At 50.0% G+C, this 21,479-nt stretch carries 17 protein-coding genes and 1 pseudogene; 17 read left to right on the plus strand and 1 reads right to left on the minus strand.

All coding sequences use genetic code 11. From position 1 onward, the window contains the following. A partial coding sequence (locus KF749_09905) for a hypothetical protein (protein MBX2991468.1) occupies positions 1-260 on the minus strand: 260 nt, incomplete at its 3' end. A 651-nt stretch (positions 261-911) separates the two neighbouring features. On the opposite strand from KF749_09905, the gene KF749_09910 reads away from it, so the two are divergent. The 17 genes and pseudogenes from KF749_09910 (at position 912) to KF749_09990 (ending at position 20,953) form a co-directional block, all read left to right on the plus strand. After that, a complete protein-coding gene (locus KF749_09910) occupies positions 912-3,155 on the plus strand; it encodes a TerB N-terminal domain-containing protein (protein ID MBX2991469.1) in 2,244 nt (747 codons plus the stop codon). After that, the gene (locus KF749_09915) at positions 3,152-4,510 is read left to right on the plus strand and encodes an ATP-binding protein (protein ID MBX2991470.1); all 1,359 of its coding nucleotides are present in this window, start codon (positions 3,152-3,154) and stop codon (positions 4,508-4,510) included. Before KF749_09910 ends, KF749_09915 begins: the two co-directional genes overlap by 4 nt. Continuing rightward, positions 4,482-6,743, plus strand: coding sequence for a DEAD/DEAH box helicase (locus tag KF749_09920; protein ID MBX2991471.1), 2,262 nt, complete (start codon positions 4,482-4,484; stop codon positions 6,741-6,743). Before KF749_09915 ends, KF749_09920 begins: the two co-directional genes overlap by 29 nt. Beyond that, entirely contained in the window at positions 6,740-7,663 is a 924-nt protein-coding gene (locus tag KF749_09925; GenBank protein MBX2991472.1) for a nucleotidyltransferase, read from the plus strand. Before KF749_09920 ends, KF749_09925 begins: the two co-directional genes overlap by 4 nt. A gap of 5 nt (positions 7,664-7,668) precedes the next feature. Next, on the plus strand, positions 7,669-8,016 hold the full coding sequence (locus KF749_09930; GenBank protein ID MBX2991473.1) for a hypothetical protein: 348 nt from the start codon (positions 7,669-7,671) through the stop codon (positions 8,014-8,016). After that, positions 7,935-8,399 (plus strand): annotated as a pseudogene (locus KF749_09935) (hypothetical protein). The gene KF749_09930 and the pseudogene KF749_09935 overlap by 82 nt, the downstream one beginning before the upstream one ends. A gap of 30 nt (positions 8,400-8,429) precedes the next feature. After that, positions 8,430-9,917, plus strand: coding sequence for a TM0106 family RecB-like putative nuclease (locus KF749_09940; protein MBX2991474.1), 1,488 nt, complete (start codon positions 8,430-8,432; stop codon positions 9,915-9,917). A gap of 54 nt (positions 9,918-9,971) precedes the next feature. Beyond that, positions 9,972-11,177: an SIR2 family protein gene (locus tag KF749_09945; protein ID MBX2991475.1), complete on the plus strand. Its 1,206-nt coding sequence runs from the start codon at positions 9,972-9,974 to the stop codon at positions 11,175-11,177. Further along, on the plus strand, positions 11,167-12,951 hold the full coding sequence (locus KF749_09950; GenBank protein ID MBX2991476.1) for an ATP-binding protein: 1,785 nt from the start codon (positions 11,167-11,169) through the stop codon (positions 12,949-12,951). Before KF749_09945 ends, KF749_09950 begins: the two co-directional genes overlap by 11 nt. Position 12,952: 1 nt before the next feature. Next, positions 12,953-13,165: a KTSC domain-containing protein gene (locus KF749_09955; protein ID MBX2991477.1), complete on the plus strand. Its 213-nt coding sequence runs from the start codon at positions 12,953-12,955 to the stop codon at positions 13,163-13,165. Between the two features lie 19 nt (positions 13,166-13,184). Beyond that, positions 13,185-14,312, plus strand: coding sequence for a DNA repair exonuclease (locus KF749_09960; protein ID MBX2991478.1), 1,128 nt, complete (start codon positions 13,185-13,187; stop codon positions 14,310-14,312). Beyond that, positions 14,312-16,726: an AAA family ATPase gene (locus tag KF749_09965; GenBank protein ID MBX2991479.1), complete on the plus strand. Its 2,415-nt coding sequence runs from the start codon at positions 14,312-14,314 to the stop codon at positions 16,724-16,726. Before KF749_09960 ends, KF749_09965 begins: the two co-directional genes overlap by 1 nt. Positions 16,727-16,923: 197 nt before the next feature. Next, positions 16,924-17,517, plus strand: coding sequence for a type IV toxin-antitoxin system AbiEi family antitoxin domain-containing protein (locus KF749_09970; GenBank protein MBX2991480.1), 594 nt, complete (start codon positions 16,924-16,926; stop codon positions 17,515-17,517). After that, positions 17,514-18,467 (plus strand): nucleotidyl transferase AbiEii/AbiGii toxin family protein, encoded by a 954-nt coding sequence (locus KF749_09975; protein MBX2991481.1) that lies wholly within the window; start codon positions 17,514-17,516, stop codon positions 18,465-18,467. Before KF749_09970 ends, KF749_09975 begins: the two co-directional genes overlap by 4 nt. Before the next feature lie 4 nt (positions 18,468-18,471). Continuing rightward, the gene (locus tag KF749_09980; protein ID MBX2991482.1) at positions 18,472-19,008 is read left to right on the plus strand and encodes a hypothetical protein; all 537 of its coding nucleotides are present in this window, start codon (positions 18,472-18,474) and stop codon (positions 19,006-19,008) included. Between the two features lie 565 nt (positions 19,009-19,573). Then, the gene (locus KF749_09985; protein ID MBX2991483.1) at positions 19,574-19,927 is read left to right on the plus strand and encodes a helix-turn-helix transcriptional regulator; all 354 of its coding nucleotides are present in this window, start codon (positions 19,574-19,576) and stop codon (positions 19,925-19,927) included. 102 nt (positions 19,928-20,029) lie between these two features. Then, positions 20,030-20,953: a sigma 54-interacting transcriptional regulator gene (locus tag KF749_09990; protein ID MBX2991484.1), complete on the plus strand. Its 924-nt coding sequence runs from the start codon at positions 20,030-20,032 to the stop codon at positions 20,951-20,953. The last annotated feature ends 526 nt before the right edge of the window (positions 20,954-21,479 follow it).

The following is a 21,479-nucleotide window of genomic DNA, read 5'->3' on the forward strand; positions in this document are numbered from 1 at the left end:
GAAGGTTTGAATCGAACCAAAGTGGAATTGAAACGGTGCAAACCACGTCGGCGCGCCTGTGCCGCCTGAGGTATGGCGTTCTCAAGATCACGCTGGAAAATGGAGTGGTGTATAACAACACTCTTCCATGTGTCGATGGCATATCGGTATCGCATGCGCGCCGCCGAGTTCTTCCCCTGCTTGCTTCGTAGTCTTGCCTCGACGAGAGCCTTCTTCGCCTTTTGGATTTCTCGAAGGAACGATGCATCGGGTTGTCGCACTGCTATCTTTCCCCTTGCTCCCGGCCAGTTCCGTTCTCAGCAAGGCTGCATTGGTCGGACGTGTCAGTTTCCCTTCCTCAAGCAAGTACTGGAGAATTGTAATGAATCTATGGCGAAATCTCAACAATGCCTAACCCACTTCTGATCCAAACGGACGATGTTCTGACAACAAAAGTGATGGGGCGCAAACCCCCTTGCACATGCCTTATGGTAGTAAGCCCTGATCGCTCACAGAAAAGTCGCCGTTATGAAGTTGGTGCCCCATAAGTCTGCGATGATGAAGCCCGGCCACGAATCTCGCCGAGTTTTTTGCTGAAGGCCCGAATCGAGCAAAATAATCAGCCCAGCAAATCCAGAGACTGATCATTGCCAATCGGTCGCCATTCTTGGGCCACAAGCTCATTGCACGGAGGATATTCAGTTGCTTCTCACGTCCCTTCTTGTTACTGTTATACAGAATTGACCCTTCCTCAATTCTGGGATTTACCATAAACATGGGCCGGTGATTTCCCCAATCTCTGGCGAATGTCTGCTTTCGAATGATTGTATCTGCTGAAGGTGATCGGATGTTAAACCACTTCGATACCTATAGTCCCGATGTATGTAACCTCCTTGTGGTAACCTCTTACTTCTCTGCCGTGAGAGCATAATATGGAAGTTGCACTACTCATTATTTTCATCATCATTCTTGTCCTTGCGAAACTGGGATCATCGACAGGGTCTCGGAAGACAAGACACACCAATACAACCTCGTTTTCACAGCCCTCTAAGCCTCTGCCACAGAAACAAGCCAGAACCCGGCAACCGGTAATTTCATGGATAAGGAAAGATGAAGAAGTCATAGTCTCAGGCTACAGAATACGGGGCGGCCTTTTCTACACTGGCCATGCATACGAGAACAGTTCTTGGAGTGCATCCATTGAGCCTTCAATGATCGATTGGGATCTTCCGGTTCATCCACCCTCCGTTGATGTGCTGCCAAGAGACCTTGGCTACTGGCCTTCGTACAATCGTATTGCGCCTGAGGATAGAGCAATGTATCTCGCATGGCTTGCCGGTGGTCGCTCAGATCCTTCGATAAGTATTGGCTATGTTTTTCTCTTTTTCTACGGGTTGGAGCGCCGGCTGCTTGTGGACGCTAAGACTTCGGAACAGGCCAAGGCCGAAGCACCTGCTATTATTGCTGAAGTGGAGAGGCTCACTGAATTGTACGGAGAGAATTCTTCTTTTCACAGCTATGCCTCAAAGTTTGCAGAGGTATGCCAGTATCTCTACATGCCCGAAAGCACTCAAATCCGGCCGCCGGAGAAGGCGTGGACTTCTGGATATCCATTATCGCTCAAGACAGCCCTCTCTGAATTTGCAATGGACAACAAACCCATTCCGCCGGAATGGGCGCTCTCCTGGCTTGAGAACTCTCTTGAGTTCTATCCTCGTACACCTGCGCGCCGATGTCGCGCTGAGTTCATAAGACTTTTCCAGATACGCTATCGGTCGGAGTTTGGCGCTGGCTTGATCATCAAGCCCAACAAGACGCCACTCAGATTTGAGTACCGACCTGCAAGCTCCGCATTTCAAGCACCGGTTGTGTTGGAGGCAAAGGACGCGCCAGACATTACGGCGCTCAAATGGCCGCTTATCAAATTGAAAGAGATAGCTGAGAAGTGCACTGATGAACTCGATGCTTACAGCCGATATCTCGGAAAGAACGCGGAACCAACTTTGTCCGCCCTTGGACTTCTTCCTGCCGAGTTACTCGCCGGGTCGCAGGCCCCTCAACTCCTTCGGCTCAGAGCGTGGCTCGCCTCATCACTCGGAAATGAGACGCTCACGGTGGTCGAAGCAAAGACCCTCCTCGAAATTTTCTCGCTGCTCAATCAAGCAAAGTTTCAGAAATCAGATGCCTTAACGATTGCTCAACTGCTTGCTAAACTCGGCTATGGCCTTGAGCCGGACCCACGGTTCACATCAGACCCAATCGAAACAGACGGGAAATGCGTTCTCTTCAAAGCGGAGGGTGTCCTTCCGTCAGCACCAACAGAGGCCTACAAAACGGCATCGTTGATCATGCGTCTTTGTGCCACCGTGGTTTCGGCAGACGGGACAGTTACCCCCGCTGAAGAGCAAATCCTGGAACGACATATTGAATCTGTCCTTGACCTGTCCACCCCCGAGCGTGAGAGGTTGAGTGCCTACTTGCAATGGCTGATGCGTGTATCTCCCGACCTTACCGGGCTGAAGAAGCGACTCTCAACGTGGTCCATTCCACAACGACAATCAGCAGTCCGGCTCATGCTGCTTGTTGCGAATGCGGACAACCGGATAGACCCGGCCGAGGTGAAGATTCTCACGAGAATATACAAGCTCCTTGAGCTTGATCCGGACACTCTCTTCTCGGACCTCCACGCTGCGCAAACACGACCGGACGAATTGCCCGCGACAATTCTCCAGCCTGATACTGAATCGTCAGGTCGCTCGATTCCAAAACCGTCAGTTGTATCAAAGTCAGGCCGGCCATCCGGCGTTGCCCTCAGTGTTGAGGCAATCGAGCGGACGTTACGGGAAACTCACCAGGTTCAACAACTGCTTGCGTCTGTGTTCGTCGAAGAGGAAGTGGACCGTGTCAGTATGCCTGCTCCAGCGCGTACATCCGCAGAAAGAAAATCAGTGCTCGGACTGGACCCGACACATTCATCACTTCTTACCCGACTTCTCATGAAATCTGATTGGTCAAGAGATGATCTCGAATCACTATGTTCAGAGTATCATGTGTTGCCGGATGGCGCAATCGAGACCATCAACACAGCTGCCATCGAGAAACATGGGGATTTGTTGTTTGACTTGAGTGACTCGCTTCAACTCAACCAGGATATTGCAAAGGAGGTACATGCATGAGCGACCCGGTACGCGTTAGGCCCAAAGATCGGGACGCAATTCTCCAGTCCATTCGAGCAGGTGTCGTTCCTCGGACCGGCCTCCATCACATACAGGTCGGACGTGCGCAAGAAATCCAATCACTGATGAAAGACCTTGAATCAGTCAGTGACGGTGGCTCTTCTATTCGCTTTGTCATCGGAGACTATGGCGCCGGTAAAACCTTTTTTCTTCACCTTATTCGCACAGTTGCGTTTGAAAAGGGTTTCGTTACCGCACATGCCGACCTCACTCCGGACCGTCGTATCCATGCAACGGGAGGACAATCCCGGAATCTCTACGCTGAGCTGATGCGCAATCTTGCAACTCGTACGAAACCCGAAGGTGGCGCTCTTGCAGCCGTGGTAGAGAGATTCGTGACATCTGCACTTACTGAAGCGAGAGAACAATCAAAGCCAGTGGAGTCGGTGATACAAGATCGCCTGCAACAACTCTCTGAAATGGTCGGCGGATACGACTTCGCTCAGGTGATCTCACTTTATTGGAAAGGCCACGATTCGGGAAATGACCAACTGAAATCGGACGCCGTCCGGTGGCTTCGAGCAGAGTTCTCCACGAAAACGGACGCACGCAATGCTCTTGGTGTTCGCACGATCATCGATGACGCGAACATCTATGATCAGCTCAAGCTCATGGCTCGTTTTGTTCGCCTTTCCGGGTACGCAGGCTTTCTGGTCGGCCTCGACGAACTCGTAAACCTCTATAAAATGGCAAACACGCAGGCCCGCAATGCAAACTATGAGCAGATTCTCAGAATCCTCAACGACTGCCTGCAAGGTGTCGCAGTCGGACTCGGTATTGTTCTCTGTGGTACCCCCGATTTTCTGATGGATACGCGTAGAGGTCTCTTCAGTTATCAGGCACTCCAATCTCGTCTCGCCGAGAACACATTTGCTAATGCCGCAGGTGTTCAGGATTTTACCGGGCCTGTTATTCGTCTCGCAAGCTTGACGCAGGAGGATTTGTATGTCTTGCTGATGAAGCTCCGGCTTGTCTATGCAACAAGTGACCCCGCGAAATTCCTTGTTCCCGACGAAGCGCTCAAGGCCTTCATGGACCATTGTTCAAAGAAGATCGGTGACGCGTACTTTCGCACACCACGCAACACAATACGGGCATTCATTGATCTGCTCGCAGTCCTCGAACAGAACGGGCAGCTCTCATGGCAGAACCTGATCGAAAGCGTGAATGTCGATGCTGACACCGGAGCGGAGCAGTTGAGCGGGCTTGACGACGAAATCCCTGATGTTCTCCCGACTTTGGGTAGCGTACCGAAAGAATCCGGCAATGACGAGCTCAGCAAATTCCAACTCTGACAACATAGACCAGGCTACGGAGTCCAAGGCTTTTCTGTTGTTGCATGAAAAGGTGCAGCGATGGATCTGGCAGCAGGGGTGGGATGAATTGCGCGATGCCCAAGAGGAAGCTATTGAGCCCATCCTCGGCGGCCAAACCGATGTCATCATTTCCGCAGCAACGGCATCCGGCAAAACCGAGGCAGCGTTTCTCCCCATCTGTTCTTCTCTAATTGATTCTACTGACGAGAGTGTTCAGGCCATCTACATCAGTCCGCTAAAGGCCCTGATTAACGACCAACACGATCGACTGTCCGGATTTTGTGAACACCTTGAGATACCTGTCTCTGCATGGCATGGCGACATTGCACAATCGCGCAAGGAGAAAGTGATCAACAATCCATCCGGCATTCTCCTGATCACACCTGAATCCCTTGAAGCACTCTTTGTCAACAGGGGACCGACCATCCAGACTGTCTTCAAAGGACTCAAGTATGTCGTCGTGGATGAGCTTCATTCTTTCATCGGCATGGAGCGTGGCAGGCAGCTACAGTCCCTGCTTGCCCGGCTCGATCTGTGCACAAAGCGGCACATACCCCGAATTGCATTGAGTGCAACTCTCGGCGATATGAAACTCGCGGCAGACTTTCTCCGTTCGCCGGGTGATTTCCCGTGCAAACTCATCAGTTCGACGCGCAACCGGCAGGAGGTTCAACTCCAGGTGAGGGGTTACCGCGTCGAGCGGCCAGTCATTCCTGTCGTTCATGATGACGAGCTCACCGGGCACGAAGAGGACATACCTGAAGATGGCAGCACAATTGAAATTGCACACCACTTGTTTCGCACGCTGCGAGGACAAACAAACCTTGCGTTTGCTAACCGCCGTGCAGATGTCGAGGTCTACGCCGATCTCTTGCGCCGACTGTGCGAGGATTCAGCAGTCCCAAATGAGTTCTGGCCACATCATGGGAGTCTCTCGAAGGATCTACGCGAGGACGTAGAGCGCATGCTCAAAGAGCGAACACAACCAACAACCGCCGTATGCACAACGACATTGGAAATGGGAATCGATATCGGCTCTGTCAGCAGCATTGCCCAAATCGGTCCGCCACCAACCGTCGCCAGCTTGCGTCAACGTCTGGGACGATCCGGGCGTCGCGGACAACCGGCAATCATGCGGGTCTATATTCAAGAGGATGCGATTGACCAGCACACTCCACTGGAGGATCTACTGCGTACCAATCTTGTGCAGTCGATTGCAATGGTGAATCTTCTGATTCGCGGATGGTGCGAGCCTCCGATTACAGGGCGACTGCATCTGTCGACGCTCGTTCAGCAAGTCTTGTCGTTGATTGCTCAGTACGGTGGCATCAATGCAAGCAATGCATGGAGGGTTCTGTGCGAGCGTGGCCCATTCAAAGACATCAATCGACAGATGTTTGCCGAGTTTCTAAGAAGTCTGGGCAAGAACGACCTCATCACCCAGGCAAGTGATGGCACGCTCATTCTTGGAATGGCGGGTGAGAGAATGGTGAACCACTATAGCTTCTACGCCGCGTTTTCGACAGCGGAAGAGTACACTATCGTTCACGGTAGCAAACGGCTCGGTTCACTACCGGTCAACTATCCTCTCTTCGATGGAGCCTACCTGATCTTTGCGGGCAAACGTTGGAAGGTGATAAGCGTTGACGAGGAGCGACGACTCGTCGAGGTGAAGCCTTCACGTGGGGGGCGACCTCCAAAGTTCAGTGGGTCAATTGGTCTGATGCACGATGCCGTGGTGCAGGAGATGAAGGCTGTCTATCTCGGTGCCGGTATGCCCATCTTTCTTAACACCACCGGCCGTGAACTGCTGAGGGAAGGTCGCGACAGCTTCCGCCGATTCGAGTTGGACAAACGCTGGCTCCTTCCCTTAGGAAATGACATACTGATCTTCCTTTGGAAAGGAAGTCTCGTCATGAATACTGTGGCGGCGCTACTCCTTTCAGGTGGATTCAAGGTCTCGCAAGAAGGAGTCGCTCTTCATGTCTCTGATGCTTCGGAAGATGATATCCGGGCCTTCCTCGAATCGAAGGTTGCCGTTGAGCCTCCTTCTCCTGTTGAGCTTGCCGGCTATGTGGCCAACAAGATCACGGAGAAGCATGATCGGTTCTTAAGCGAGGAGCTGCTGAAAGCGGAATATGGGGCGAGGTATTTTGATGTTATATCGACTTACCAAGTTGTTCGGACACTGGTAAATGGAGAAAATAAATGACTGGCCTCTCTTTTCCGATTGCCACCCAATCAAGGATTGCTAATCTGTTTCAAAGGCTTATTGCAGGAATTCAGCCTACTTCTGGAGAGACATCCTCCGCAAGAGGTCACGCAGCAAGGATCAAAACAAGAATTGAATCCTCTTTCAATTTGAAGAAATCTATGATTGCTGGAAGCTTTGCGCGGCAGACGTACATACGCGGTTACAGCGACATTGACATGTTTATGTTGTTGTCTCGTGATGAAGCCCGACGTGGCGGCAGCTACATGTCCTCAGATACAGTGCTATCAAACTTGAAGGCAGAACTTCAACAGCGGTTTCCTGCAACGAATATTTACCGTGACGTTCACGCAATCGTCGTGTTCTTTTCATCGAGTGGTATCAGTGTTGACGTAGTGCCTGTTATCTTTGAAGGGTGGATACCGATGAGACCTAGATATCTGATGCCAGACGGCTCCGGTTGGTGGATGAAGACCAGTCCACCAACTCACAATGCTTACCTCGTAAAAGCAAATGAGAAAAGCGCCGGCAAGCTTCGAAAGACGGCTCAACTGATCAAGTTTTGGAGGTTGTGCAGAACCCCGCAGGTTCCTCTCTCCTCGTTTCATATAGAGATGCTGCTGGCCGCGAACGCAGTGTGCGTTGGTGTAAAAAGCTACGCTCAATGTATCACTGAGACGCTTCAGCTTCTGGCAGAAAGGCAATGCCAGGGTCTGCGTGATCCTCTCGGAATTTCAGGAAACATCGGTGCGACGAGGAGTGACAGCCAAAGAGAATCTGCCCTCAATTCTGTTATCTACTCACGCGATCAAGCAAAGGCGGCCTTGTCCGCGGCCAAAGAGGGGGACCTTGAAGAGGCAAAGCGACACTGGAACATCGTGTTCAACGATAAGTTCCCCCGTAGATACGGGATTGGGTGACTTCCATGGAAGGTAATATCAACCAAGAGTCAGGCCTTGCAACTCGGCAAAACTTGCCTGAGCAAATATGTTTACTTGCGGCTTCAAGCAGTGTCTACAGCAAAGCAAAGAGAATTCTTGGCGTGCAGTTCACGCTCACGATAATGGGTGCCGTTGTCTGGTCCATCCTTGTCGAGTCAAAACCTAACCTCAAGGTGTGGCTGGTTTTCTATGCCTTCGCTGTCGCATTACTGGATGCGCTCTATCTTGAAAAGCAGCAGACTCGTCTCAAGGTCAAAGGGCGAGTTGTTGGTGGGATTCGAGTCTTAGGAGAAGATTCAAGTCGTGGGTGTGGATCACGCTCATTGGAGTGACCGTTTTCGTGCTTAGCATTGCCATTGCGAGCGGAATGACTGTGGAAGGATTTATCCTGACAGTTGTAGCTCCGTTGACACCGGCAATCCTATGGGGTGTCCGTGAAATCCAGAAGCAGAGTGAAGCGTCAAGAAACTTGGATCATCTGTTGAAGAATATTGAGGTCCTTTGGGAGAAGGCCCTGAATGGATCGATTTCAGATCAAGATGTTCGACTGCAATCTGTTGTGATTCAGGATAGAGTATTCGACTACCGGTCAAAGAACCCACTTGTATTCAATTGGGTGTACAATCTGTTTCGTGATAGACAACAGATGAGCATGAGGAGGAAAGCCGATGGACTTGTTGTCGAGGTCAAAGACAAAGCGAAGATAAAGTCGTGATTGCCTGTGAATCCAAAGCGTGTTAGCAGAATGATATCCAATCAACAGCCCCTTTCTGCATCGTCTATCTATTCGTTGTTCCGCCCCAGCAAGTGCGATCGGCGGGTTTACCTTGATGCACACGGAGTGGTGGGGCGAGAGAAGAGTGAATTCGAAAAACTCATCGAAGAGCTGGGCCAGCGGCATGAACGCAATCATCTTGCCACATTTCCGAACCATTTGGATCTTTCCGATGGCAGTCTCGAAGAACGGATTCTCAAAACACATGAAGCTGTGTCCAAAGGTGTTCAGATAATTTACCAGGGTGTGCTTCGCTCTCATCTCGCCCCGGGTGGAGTAGAAGTAATTGGCATTCCCGACTTTCTCATAGCTGATGGCGAGACCTATAAGATCCGTGAATGCAAACTATCTCGCCACGCGGATGAGGATAGTCACCCGGAGATTCTTCGACAAGTTGAGTTGTATGGGTGGCTCTTCGAAGAGACTTTTCACAGGAAGCCTTCATGTCTTGAGGTTTATCTTGGCGATGAAACACTGAAGAAACTTGAGTATACAGTAGGGAGCAAGGCACTCGAGACACTTTCCCACATTCAACGCCTCTCTTCTCAATCGGAGGAACCGTATTCTCCAGTGGGGTGGTCCAAGTGCAGTCAGTGTCAATACAAGGATCGATGCTGGGACATTGCGAAGGCTTCTCAGGATGTGGCTACCGTATATGAACTTGACCAAAGCACTGCTCTTGCACTCCGGCAATCAGGGGTGCTGAGTATAGGTGACCTGTTGAATCGCTTTGATGAACACTCTCTCAGCGAACTGAAGAAGCCACGCGGCGACAAAATGGTACGTGTAGGAGGATCAGCCGCGAGAATCCTCCTCCAGGCAGGAGCACTGAGAAGCACAATCAGGAAAAGCTCATTGCTCCCCTTGCATTGCCCCCAAAGCTGCCAACATGGTGATGTTGAGGCCTTGAGGTCTACCTCACAATTCAGCGAGCTAGACAAAGTGTATTTGTGGGGAACTCAGGTTTTTGGACGGAAGCCTGGAGAGTTCAAACCTGCTCTGGCAACGTTTGGTGTCGACGGCGACAAGGAAGGTTGGTGCACGTTTTTGGAAAACTCGGAGTCCATCTTCAAGGCATACGGAGACATCCCGTTCCTTCACTATACCCACTACGAAACCACTAAACTCCACACTTACATCAACCGCCACGGTGATCCGAACAAGATCGCAGTCAGAGTGCTGAAGAACTGTGTTGACCTCTTCAAGATCATAAAGGAGGCACTCGTTCTGCCGGAGCATAGCTACAGCCTGAAAGCTCTTGAGAAGAGAGCCGGATTCGAGCGGACGATGGATGAATTCGGAGGAAACTGGTCCATCGTTCAATATGTGCGAGCTGTAGAGACACGAGACGAGAACCAGCGAAAACAAATCATGAATGATATTCTAAGATATAACCAGGAAGATTTGCAGGCTACCTGGACGGTTCTGGAATGGCTCAGAAAGACATACCGCCTATGATTTTCCGACCCTCGACCTTGATGGCTGAATTCAATTTGAACCTTGGAGGAACAAATGGCAGAAGTGAATAAGTTTGATGTGAAACGGGAGGTCGACGAATTGAGAAACCAACTAGCCCTCTCGCGGAGGATTGGTTTTTTCTTGGGTGCCGGGGCTTCGATGTCACTCGGCATCCCTGGAATTGCATCGCTAACAACGATGATTCAGGGTGCAATGGATGCTGAACGCAAGAAGGTGTTGGAGAAGATCATTGGCACTCTGAAGACAGCAGACGGAAAAGCTGAGCCGAACGTTGAGGATATCCTCAATCAGGTGCGGCTGATCAGGCAACTCACAAAAGACTCAAAAGACCGGAAATACGAGGAGATTTGTGGGCAAGAGGCTAAGGACATTGATAGTGCAATTTGCGGCAAGATCTACGAGATCATTCTGGCAAAAGAAAAAGGAGCCGACCTTCAATTCACGGAAAAGCTAATGGTATGGCTCAACTGGTTGAACAAAAACCATACGAAAGAGATTTTCACAACGAACTACGATCTGATCTTTGAGAGATCACTTGAGAATCTTCAAATCCCATATTTCGACGGGTTCGTTGGCGGAAATGAACCGTTCTTCATGGCAGAAACCGTTGAACCTGAAAACAAACTTGTATTTCCTCCGATAGCCTGGTTGAGGTTGTGGAAGTTGCATGGATCCTTAGGATGGTTCTGGAAGGTAGGGAAGGATGGTTATTCCAACCGCGTGGTGAGAATGGGTATGATGACGAGGCCTAGTGAGGGTTTTGGAGAACTGGTGATCTATCCATCCAAAGACAAGTACGAGTCGTCAAGAAAGCAACCCTTCATTGCCTACTTTGACAGAATGAAGACCTACTTACTAGAAGAGGAGTGTCAGTTCATAGTTAGTGGATATTCTTTCTCGGATGACCATGTGAATGCTATCTTATTCAATGGCTTGAAGGAAAACAATCGGCTTCACATCAGTGCTTTTGTATACAACGACGATCGCGTGGACCATCTACTGAAACTTGTAGGGCCGTTCCCCAACCTTTCCGTGTATGGGCCAACAAAAGCACTCATCGGTGCTGAGAGTGGCGAATGGCATACTCCGTCAGCCGACTCAGACCTCAAGGACTATTGGGACGAAGCTGGTAAGAAGATGACAATCTGTGGATTCAAAGAACTAGTTCAATTTCTGGTTACTAGCTCTGGAAGAACCGAAAAAGTGGAAAAAGAGATTAGGACGCGACATGCAGATTGATCCCACATATCTTGGAACAGTCATTAACGTCAGCAGCAACGCTGTTGAGGTTGAGATCTCCACTGAGATTCCATCTACGGCTCCGATCATCTCAGGACGAGTCCATCGAATAGGACAACTTGGGACTCTAGTTAAACTCCCTATTGGCCATTTGACATTGTATGGGATAGTCAGCTCGGTCAGCAACTCACCAGTCTCGGCCGGACCCGTTATCGTTGGCCCGGACACAGGTCGACGATTCATTCAAGTTCAACTCCTTGGAGAACAACTTGGGGGAGAGAAGTTCATCAAGGGTGTGGGAACGTATCCTACGATAAACGACGAAGTACACTTAGTCACTGAAAACGATCTCAAGCTGGTGTACGGCGGCTGGGAAGACGGTTATGTTGAGATCGGCAAACACTCTTCTTCTTCCCATCTACCCGTTTTTGTCGACTTGAAGAATCTCGTTCTTCGGCACACAGCAGTGCTTGGTTCGACTGGCAGTGGGAAATCTAACGCTACCGCTGGCCTTGTGAAATCAATCCTCAGAGACTATAGAGGATCCAGAATAATTCTCGTTGACCCCCACGGCGAATATGCCACAGCCTTCAGCGATAGTGCAAACGTTTTTCGTATTGATGATGAAGAGAATCCACTATACATTCCCTTTTGGGCAATGACTTTCGATGAGCTCGCGTTCTTTTTAGTTGGGCGTAAGCCCGGTGAAGAAAAACCGGAGGACAAGAGACTACGCGAACAAATTCTTGACCTTAAAAAGGCCAACGCGTCGAAGCTAACGGCAGGGGTTGTTGACCAAAACCTAATCACATCTGATTCTCCTGTCCCGTTTGACATCAGGCAAATGTGGTACACGTTTGACCGTGAAGTAAACGCCACATACAACAATGCCAGTCAACAAGATCAGACAACAGAAGCACTGAGAGAAGAAGGGAATGCATTAGAGTTAAAGCGAGCGACGTTTGAGCCATATTCCATTGGTGCAGCGGCTCCATTCAAGTCCAAGAATCAGACTATGTATCCGTACATAGGCAAGATCTACTCTCGACTTCGAGATTCACGGTTTGATTTTATGTTTCACCCTGGCGATTATTATGATGGCACGAAACAGGACATTGATTCTCTACTAAAGGGATGGATCGACAGTGAAAGACGACTGACGATTCTCGACTTGAGTGGTGTGCCTTTTGAACTCATCGACATCTCAGTTGGACTGATAACAAGGATGGTCTTTGATAGTATGTACTGGGGAAGATATGAAGCATATACTGGTAAAGGAAGGCCCCTGCTCATGGTGTTCGAGGAGGCTCATTCCTATTTGCCAAAGACAGAATCTGCTTCTCATGTCTCCGGCTTTGCAAGAAAAGCTGTGGAGAAGGTCTTCAAAGAGGGACGGAAGTTCGGTGTCGGAGCTATGATCGTTAGCCAACGACCGTCTGAAGTGTCTGATACTATTCTATCACAAGTTGGAACATTTGTCGCTCTTAGGCTCACTAACAGTACAGACAAAGCTCAGGTTCAGGCCGCTTCTCCGAACAACTTAACAAGTTTGATGGAGCTCTTGCCCTCCTTGAGGATTGGTGAAGCAATTGTAGTGGGAGAAGGAATTCAAATACCTACTCGAGTGAGAATCGCCTTGGTTACTCCGAGGCCGGATAGCAACGATCCGGATGTCGTTGGCAGTTGGAAGAAAAACTTTGAGCAGAAGGAAGACCATTACAAGCGGATAGTTACCGACTGGAGAGAGCAGAAAAAACCAACAAGGAACAAATGAAATGGAACGCATTGGCGTTGATTCATCACATATTTCGGCCGTTGGATATGACTCGGACAATGGAACTCTCGAGATACAGTTCAAGAATGGCACAGTCTATCAATATTTCGACGTTCCCTCTTACGAGTACGATGGTCTCATGGCGGCTGAATCCAAGGGTGAGTACGCAAATCAGAACATATACAAACGATACCGATTCAACCGCATCGCCTGAAAGGTTGCCAGGGAACTAAATGATATTCCTCCACACCGCCGATCTCCAAATCGGCATGACCGCTTCGAGTGTAGGCAAGCTCGCCAAACAACTCCAGGAAGCCCGGGTTGAATCACTCCGGACAATTCTGCGTCTTGGCTTGGAGAAACAAGTCAACTTCGTGGTGATCGCCGGTGATATGTTTGAGACCAACCAGGTCTCAAAGAAGTACATCCATCGAGTTGCCCGTGTTCTCGAAGAGGCAAGGCCGTTGCGGGTTTTCATCTTGCCTGGCAATCACGATTACTTTGGTCCGAACTCTGTGTATCAAACTGAGGAGTTCTCAAAGCTAAGTCAGCACATCACCATTTTCAGGGAACGCAAACCCTCCGTTGTTCCAGACCTTGACCTCACGTTGTATCCAAGTCCATGCTTCGAAACACGCTCCAACGAATCGCCGGCAAAATGGGTCAGCAAACAACCGGGTACAAAGTATCATGTCGCTATCCTGCATGGCTCGATTCCATCAGTCATCGGTCGCACCTCTGAAGAAGACGAGTACTTCCCGATGTCGGCCGATGAGTTGAAGAATCTCGGGATGGACTACATCGCCCTCGGCCATTGGCATTCGCTTTATCCTGATCCCACAACAACCCCTGATTCTCCATTCTACTATTCGGGAACGCCTGAGCCAACTGGGTTTGGCGAGCGGATGAGTGGGCATGCTATCCTCGTGGAGTTGTCGGAAAAAGGGAGACAGGTCACGGCCTTTCCAACGGCACAACACGGGTATGTCGATGTTGACATCGAAGTGAAAACCGTTCAAGACATCGAAGCTGTCAGAACAAAGTTGGCCGGGCTGCGAAAGCCAGAGATGATACTTTTGAGGTTGCAACCTAAAGGAGTTGTCTCGATTGCAGTCCGGGAAGCCCTCGATACATTGGTTGCCGATTTTCAATCCAGAGTGGCGTACATTCGCTGCGAGGACAAAGGCCTGATGCTTGAACCCGACGAGACAGACCTGAATCAATTCACCAGGAGTGGTATTGCGGCAACCTCCTTCTCTCTTTTGAAGAAGGAGCGAGACCAGGCATCGCCTTCTGATCGACCAAAGTACGAGCGTGCAATTGCCCTTGCCTACAAGGCCTTCAAAGGAACTCTTGACTGATGTATCTGAAGAGCGTCTCCATAAGGAACTTCAAGACTATCCTGAACCTGGACATTGACTTCAGTGAAGGGCTGAATGTGATCTTTGGGTTAAATGAAGCGGGCAAGTCAACGTTTCTCGAAGCGCTGACTGCTGTCTTCTTTATAAATGCGGACTCTGCCAGCCGTGATGTTGGCAAATTCCGGCCATGGGGAACAGAGGCTGACCCTTATGTCGAAGTCAAGTTTCTTGCAGGTGGAAACGAATACAAACTTGAGAAGGAATTCCTGGGTTCACGTCGTGCCCGACTATCCTGTTCTGCAATCCGTCTCGACTCGACCAACAAAGATAAGATCAATGAAGAACTGGCGAAGCTTCTTCCTCTTGGAGTAGGGAGCGAGGATGCACACAAGCGGACATTCTGGATTGCCCAACGAGAACTGGAAGACACGATAGAGTTGCTTCATGCAGAAGCTGATATCCGTACGGCCCTGCAAAGTACGATCATGAAAGCCGATGGGGATATCGAAGCGATCAAAACTTCCATTGAAGTAAGAAGGAAAGCAATTGGAGTTGGATGGGGACGTCCTGCGACATATCCTGGTCCTCTTGAGCTTTCCCGAAGGGAGGCTGAGCGACTTGAAGCAGAGGCAAAAGAACTGAGAACCAGACTCACCTCGCTCGATACTGACATCCAGCGGCACAAGCATCTCACGGTGCAAGCGTCCACATTGGAAAACGAAATCAAAGAGGATGGGGATGTTCTCGCTGCAATCGAGAAGTACAACGCCGCAAGAAAACTGAAGGAATCCACTGATGCAGCTCTTGATACGATTCAGGAAGAGATCGATTCCCACCAACACGACGAAGCCAGACTATTGGCCCTGCGGAAGACGATTGCCGACCTGGTAGAGCGACAAGGAATACTCGATAGGCTGCTGACAAAAGCTCAATCGGCTGAAGAAGTGAATCGTCTGAGATCTCAATTGCAGGAAGACGATGCGCTTCTTGAAACCATCACCAACCTGGAAACAAAGATTGGTTTGTTGCAGCAAAAACAAGCAGCCGAGCAGCTGGTCCCGAAGGCTGATGTTGATAATGCCCGTGCCCTTGAAAAGTCGATCGCAACCAAGCAAGCGGAACTCAGAGCGGCACAGCTTTCTGTGGAGGCAAAGGGCCTTCGGGACGTGCAGCTCAACATCGCTGAGGACACGGCGCCCGAGCATACAGAGGCACTCAAAAAGGATGAGACCAAAGAATTCCGGGCAAATGAGAGAATAAGTCTAACCCTTCCGGATGCAATACAATTGATGATCACCTCCGGCGTGACAAGTGCTGTAACCCTTCATAAAGAATTGCAGGAATCAGAAAGCTCATTGAACGATCTCCTCACCCGACATACAGCAGTGTCCGCAACGCAGCTTGCTGAAAAACATGAGGCGCAACGAAAGCTTCAATCCGACGTGAATGCCCTTCAGACTGAAAAGCGTGGAGCTCTTCGAGGCAGAACAAAGGAGGACGTCCAGAACTCAGTGACCTCTCTGAGAAAGGAAGTTCAAGAGAAAGGTGCACAGGATCGAGGCTCTACATCCCGTGAGCCCGTTGATGATCTTCGTCGTCAAAGGGACCAGGTTGTTGTGGATGTTGCAGCGGCGCGTGCGGAGGTCGTTCAGCTTGACTCAAATGCAAAGAGATTCATCGAACGGCATGGCTCTGTGGAAGCCGCCCACCAAAAGAGAAAAGAGATTGCCCGTGAAGCAAGCAAGGCAGAGGCTGCTTTTGAGGAGACGCCGAAAATGGAGTTATCCGACGACCAAGTATTCTTGAAAAAACAGCGACTCGAAAAGAACAAAGCATCTCTTGATAAAGCGAGAGCAGACTTGCTCAGACTCTCCGGGGCTTTGCAGGCGACCTCAGTCTCGTCAGACGCAGTGCGTCTTAAGGAAGCAGAACTGCAAGAGACGAGAGCCGCGTACCAAACCAACCTGCTTGAATATGAAGCATATCAAATTCTCGAGAAGACTCTTGAGAAAGCGGAGATCGAGGTTTCCCGGCACCTGAGCGAGCCCATAAAAAACATTCTGTCAGTGACGCTCCCACGTCTAACGTCGGGTCGATATTCACAGGTGAACTTGGATGACACGCTTGAGGTCCAATCCATCAGGTACAACGCCCTCGACGTTGATCCGGCTGATCTTAGCACAGGAGCAAAAGGCCAGCTCGCGCTCGCGCTAAGACTCGCATTGGTTGATCATCTCTCAGGCAAAGAACGACAAATGATCGTGCTCGACGATGCGTTGGTGAACTTCGATGGTGATCGTCTTGCGGAGGCAAAGCGGCTGTTTGTGGAGGTCGCGGCCCGTCATCAGATCCTTTATCTTACCTGTCATTCTGAGACTGCAGATATACCCGGGTCAGTTCTCCACCATCTCTGATATTTTCGATGGTTATTGGGGTGGTGTCATGCCTGTGTGCACCGTCCGGTTCTGTGCTTGCTTCTTCCTAGTTGGCCTTCCTCTGGTGAAATCAAGGTTCCTTTTCTGCTTGTTTTGGTCTCAGAATAGAGTATATTGGTTCTAATACAAGGCATATAATAATCATTTGCCTTGAAATCGAACCATTTCGGACAGCCATGGACAAGCTAGTTAAGTTCTTTGAGAGCCATCAGGGCTATGCCCGAATGGCGGATATGAAAGCAGCAGGGATCCATACCCGTGAGATTGCACGCGCGCTCTCGGATGGGGCCATCGACAAAGTAAAGCCCGGCCTGTATAAGCTGACACAGTACAAGTGGGACTCACGGAGTACACTTGTTGATGTCTGCCACGCAAACAAAGCGGCTGTCATCTGTCTCTCATCCGCCCTGGAATTTCACACCCTCACGACGCTGAACCCATCCGAAATAACAGTGGCCGTACCTCACAACACAGATCGTTTCATGCTTCGCTATCCACCTATTCGTGTGTTCTATTTTCCGGACACTTTCTATACACCCGGAATAGAGAAGATCAATGCAAAAGCCGGCACAATCAGAATCTACAATCGCGAAAAAACCATCTGCGATATGTTCCGCTACAGAAACAAACTTGGCCTTGATCTTGCGCTTGAAGCACTGCGGGCATATCTCAAGCTCAAGGAAGCCAACATCAAAAAACTGGGAGAGTATGCGGCGATCTGTCATGTGAAGACGGTGATGATCCCCTATATGAAAGCAATTGCCGGGTGAAGAAGACCGAAGAGGGAGCGAGGGGCAAAGAGATCAAGAATCTTGGAGCTTCAGTCAAAGCCCGGCTCCTGAACATTGCTAAACAGACAAACCGTGATTTCAATGCTGTGCTGCTGCAGTACTTTCAGGAACGGTTCCTCTACCGACTGTCCATCTCTCCGTACAGATCTACGTTCATACTCAAAGGTGCACTGTTGCTGCTCGCGCATCAAATGTCACGTCTCCGCCCCACCAGGGATATTGACTTCCTCGGGCAGGGAATGTCGAATGATCCCGAGAGTGTTCAGAAGATTGTCCGGGAGATAGCACGTATTGAATCAAACGATGCTGTGGGATTTAACGCAGATACCGTGAGCGTCGAGCGAATAACCGACGATGCAGAGTACAATGGTGTGCGGGTAAAACTTGAAGCAACACTGGATGGTGCGCGAAACGTCATCCAACTTGATGTTGGTTTCGGAGACAAGATCGTTGCAGGTCCAATCCAGATGGATTTTCCGGTGTTACTGGACATGCCAACGCCAACCCTTCAGGTGTATTCGATTGAATCCTCCATAGCCGAGAAATTTCAGGCGCTCGTAAAGCTGAACATCATTTCCAGTCGCATGAAAGACATCTATGATATTCTCTTTCATGCGTGGGTGGGGTCGTTCAGACTCAATGTTCTGACGGAAGCCCTGAGAACGACATTTTCGCAAAGAGAAACCGTTATAGAAGACAGGTCGGCAGTCTTTAGCGAAGAATTCAAGAATGACAAGGAAAAGCAAAGACAATGGAGTGCCTTTCTCCTCAGAAACCGCCTTGATTCATTTGAACACTTTCCTGAAGCCGTCAATCGGCTCGAGGGATTCCTTGAGCCTGCTTGTGATCTTCAAGTAAAGCTTGGCGAGGCCATTTGGGACAGCAAATTGTGGAAGTGGAAAAAGTCTGATGACATCAACCTGAGATGAGAACATGCCAAACCGCGGAGGATCCGGCACAATCGCCGGAATAGAATTTCAGCTTTGGTTCACCGCAACGAAGCTGGCGGATGCGTTCTTCGACGAGAGTTTGAGCGTCCATCCCGAAGCGGATGTTATTGACATCCCCGAAGGACTCGCCAAGGAGAAGATTATCCTTAAAGAACAGTTGGTGTACGTAAACGATCTCGTGACTACAAAGGACTACAAGGTCACCCACTACAATCTCAAATATGTAGGGCCTGATGTTGCCACTTGGACGGTGAATGCACTCCTTCGCGAAAAGGTTCTACACGATTTTCTTGTTCAGCACAAGCGCACTCCCGATGCTCGGCTTATTTTCGTGAGTCAATCCCCGTGTCCGCTGTTCCAGCAGGTGTTTCACAGAGCAGCGAATGCTAGGTCTGTAACTGAAATCAAACAAAAACTGGGCAGCGAAAAGAACCGGAATGCTTTGGCTTCGGTCAAATTGAAAAGTACCGGCCGAAAACGTTGCCTTTGTCACCAGCTTGGATATTCGAGAAATGTCTGAAGCCCTTCTACCCGTCGGCCAACCGGCAAAGAGACAAACAGGACTTCCTGATTGGTGCTTCAGAGGTCTGGCTTCTTGGCAGCACCAGCGGACGTGTCAAGGACACGGACGCCCTTGAGGAGGTATTCGAAAAGCTCGCGGAGCGGCTCGTAGCTATGAATGCGCAAAGCGATTCCTGACACACCCGGTCCCCTCCGGTCTTTCACCATTTTGGAATTTGTTTTTTGGAGTTTGGAATTTCCACTCCAGTCTTCCGTCCCCAGTCTTCCGTCTCAACCTTAACCTCAATCTTATCCTCAATCTTAACCTCATCCTGACCCCGTCACCCCCCTCACCCCTCACCCCTCCTCGCTCATGCGCCCGCGCATAGGCAAAGCCGTATGTGCTGTTGTATCTTTGTCGCTCCTCAATGCTCCTGAGGAACAAAGAATTTTCACAAGAGGGTATGGCGATTGGTCGCAAGAAGTCGCTTCTTGCAACCGGAGGACGTATGAAAGCTTGACGCACAAAACCACTGGACTTCTCCTTTCTGCAGAAACTTGGTGCACGCATTCGCCACGTCCGGATGTTTCACCGCAACATCACGCAGGAGGACCTCGCCGCGCGGGCACATACCTACCCGTCGCAGATTTCCCGCATTGAGTGCGGCTCGTATCATGGATTGACCATCCTCTCCCTCAAAGCCGTTGCCGATGCACTCGGAACGCACATTGCCGACCTCACGAATCCGCAAACCGGACACTCAGTCGATGACCTTGAACTCCAACGACTCTTTACCCGTGTACAAATGCTGAACGACGAAGAAAAGCAACTCATCGCCGGGACACTTCGTGCAGTACTGGACAATATGCCCGGTCATCAGAAGCCTGTCACGTCAAAAGATCAGTTGCTCTTATTCGCCAAATCACAACCGAACTGATTCACATCTATACCTGCGCACACGCTGCCTGTGCGTATCAACTGTTCATCAACAATAACGCATTCAGGGGAGTAAGCATGGGGGAACTGACACTCATTCTCCATGCCCGAACCCCTCATCGGAGAGCACCCGTCTCTTCGACATGTCAGAAAGCGGATACCACACCTCGCAGCTTCAGGCGAGCCTCTGGTCATTGTCGGCGAGCATGGCACCGGCAAATCCCTCGTCGCTGAACATATTCATGCGCAGAGTCCTTTCGCACGCGACAAACTCGTCACCGTTGATTGCACCCTTCTGGATGATCGTGACCAACTCAACCTGCTGTTTGGCGATCCGTCTTCTGAAAGACGTAGTCCGCTACATCGTCGAAGAATGGTTGTCATCAAGAATCCTCTCAAAGGGTGCGATGGGTTCAAAGACTTGCTCCTCAATGCCCTCAATACAGGAATGGCTTGGAACTTCCGGTCCCGCAGCTATGTGCCAATCGCTGCACGCGTCATCCTGATTCTTGATTCTCACCCGGTCTCACTCCAATTGACAACAACGCTCGATCATCGACTCGCAAAAGCATTGATACAATGTCGTAGTATTACACTTCCTCCTCTGTCAAAACGCAAGGGGGATATTCTGCTGCTTACCAGGCACTTCATCGCAGCGCTTTCTGGCGAAGAGAAAGGGAGAGTATTTCGCGGTGTTGGTTCGTACGGGAACCCGACGAAGGAACTGAGATCACTGTTACTCCATCACCATTGGGAACGCAATATTCTTGAGTTGAAAGCGTTCATTCGACGATTAATCATTGAAAAGCCGGAAGATCTCTTAGACGAGTCAAAACAACAAGCAATGACGGAAGCGCAAATCATGATCGAAGGGGGAAGAGGATTCGATGTGAAGGCGATGGTTGCTCGAATTGAGTCATTACTTGTTGCAGACGCAGTACGACAAAACAAAGGCAAGAAACTCACCACCTCCTATCTGCTTGGTATATCGAGAAGATCGATTCATCGCTATACCAGCAGGAAATAGAATTCTTCTAGGTACCACTGCACGAAAGTATCAAGCATAAGTGCAGGAGGAACGACATACTTGCAGACTCCGTTATCCACAACCTTCGTCAGATGTTTCCATGGGTGACAAGTAAGACTTCTGACTTAAAAAACAAGTGGGCAAATCTGCCCACTTGTTTGCCCCATCAAGTGCCCTAAATTGTCCCCCGTAACACTGGTCAAAATAAATTTTCTCATCAAAGGATTCTTGCGTGATCATCCAGGTAACGGACAATCCAAATTTCACTGAGCACATATTCCCTCTGCTGTCTTGGGCTCCCTTGGTGAGGTCAACCATTCTATACCACGGTTCTCCGAAATCCGTGGCTTGGTGGGATGGCGGCGATGGTAGCCTGCCCCGACTTGTCGGGATGTGTTTACTATTCACTTGTGAAACCGATGGGCGACGACTCTCCATGGACCGGCCTACGACCTCGCAGAGCTGGTCGAGCGGTGAACAAAGAGAAACGACCGCACCTCACTCCTTGCCCTTCGAAATCGACGGC

This window comes from Bacteroidota bacterium (genome assembly GCA_019637975.1).
Lineage (GTDB): Bacteria > Bacteroidota > Ignavibacteria > UBA10030 > UBA6906 > CAADGV01.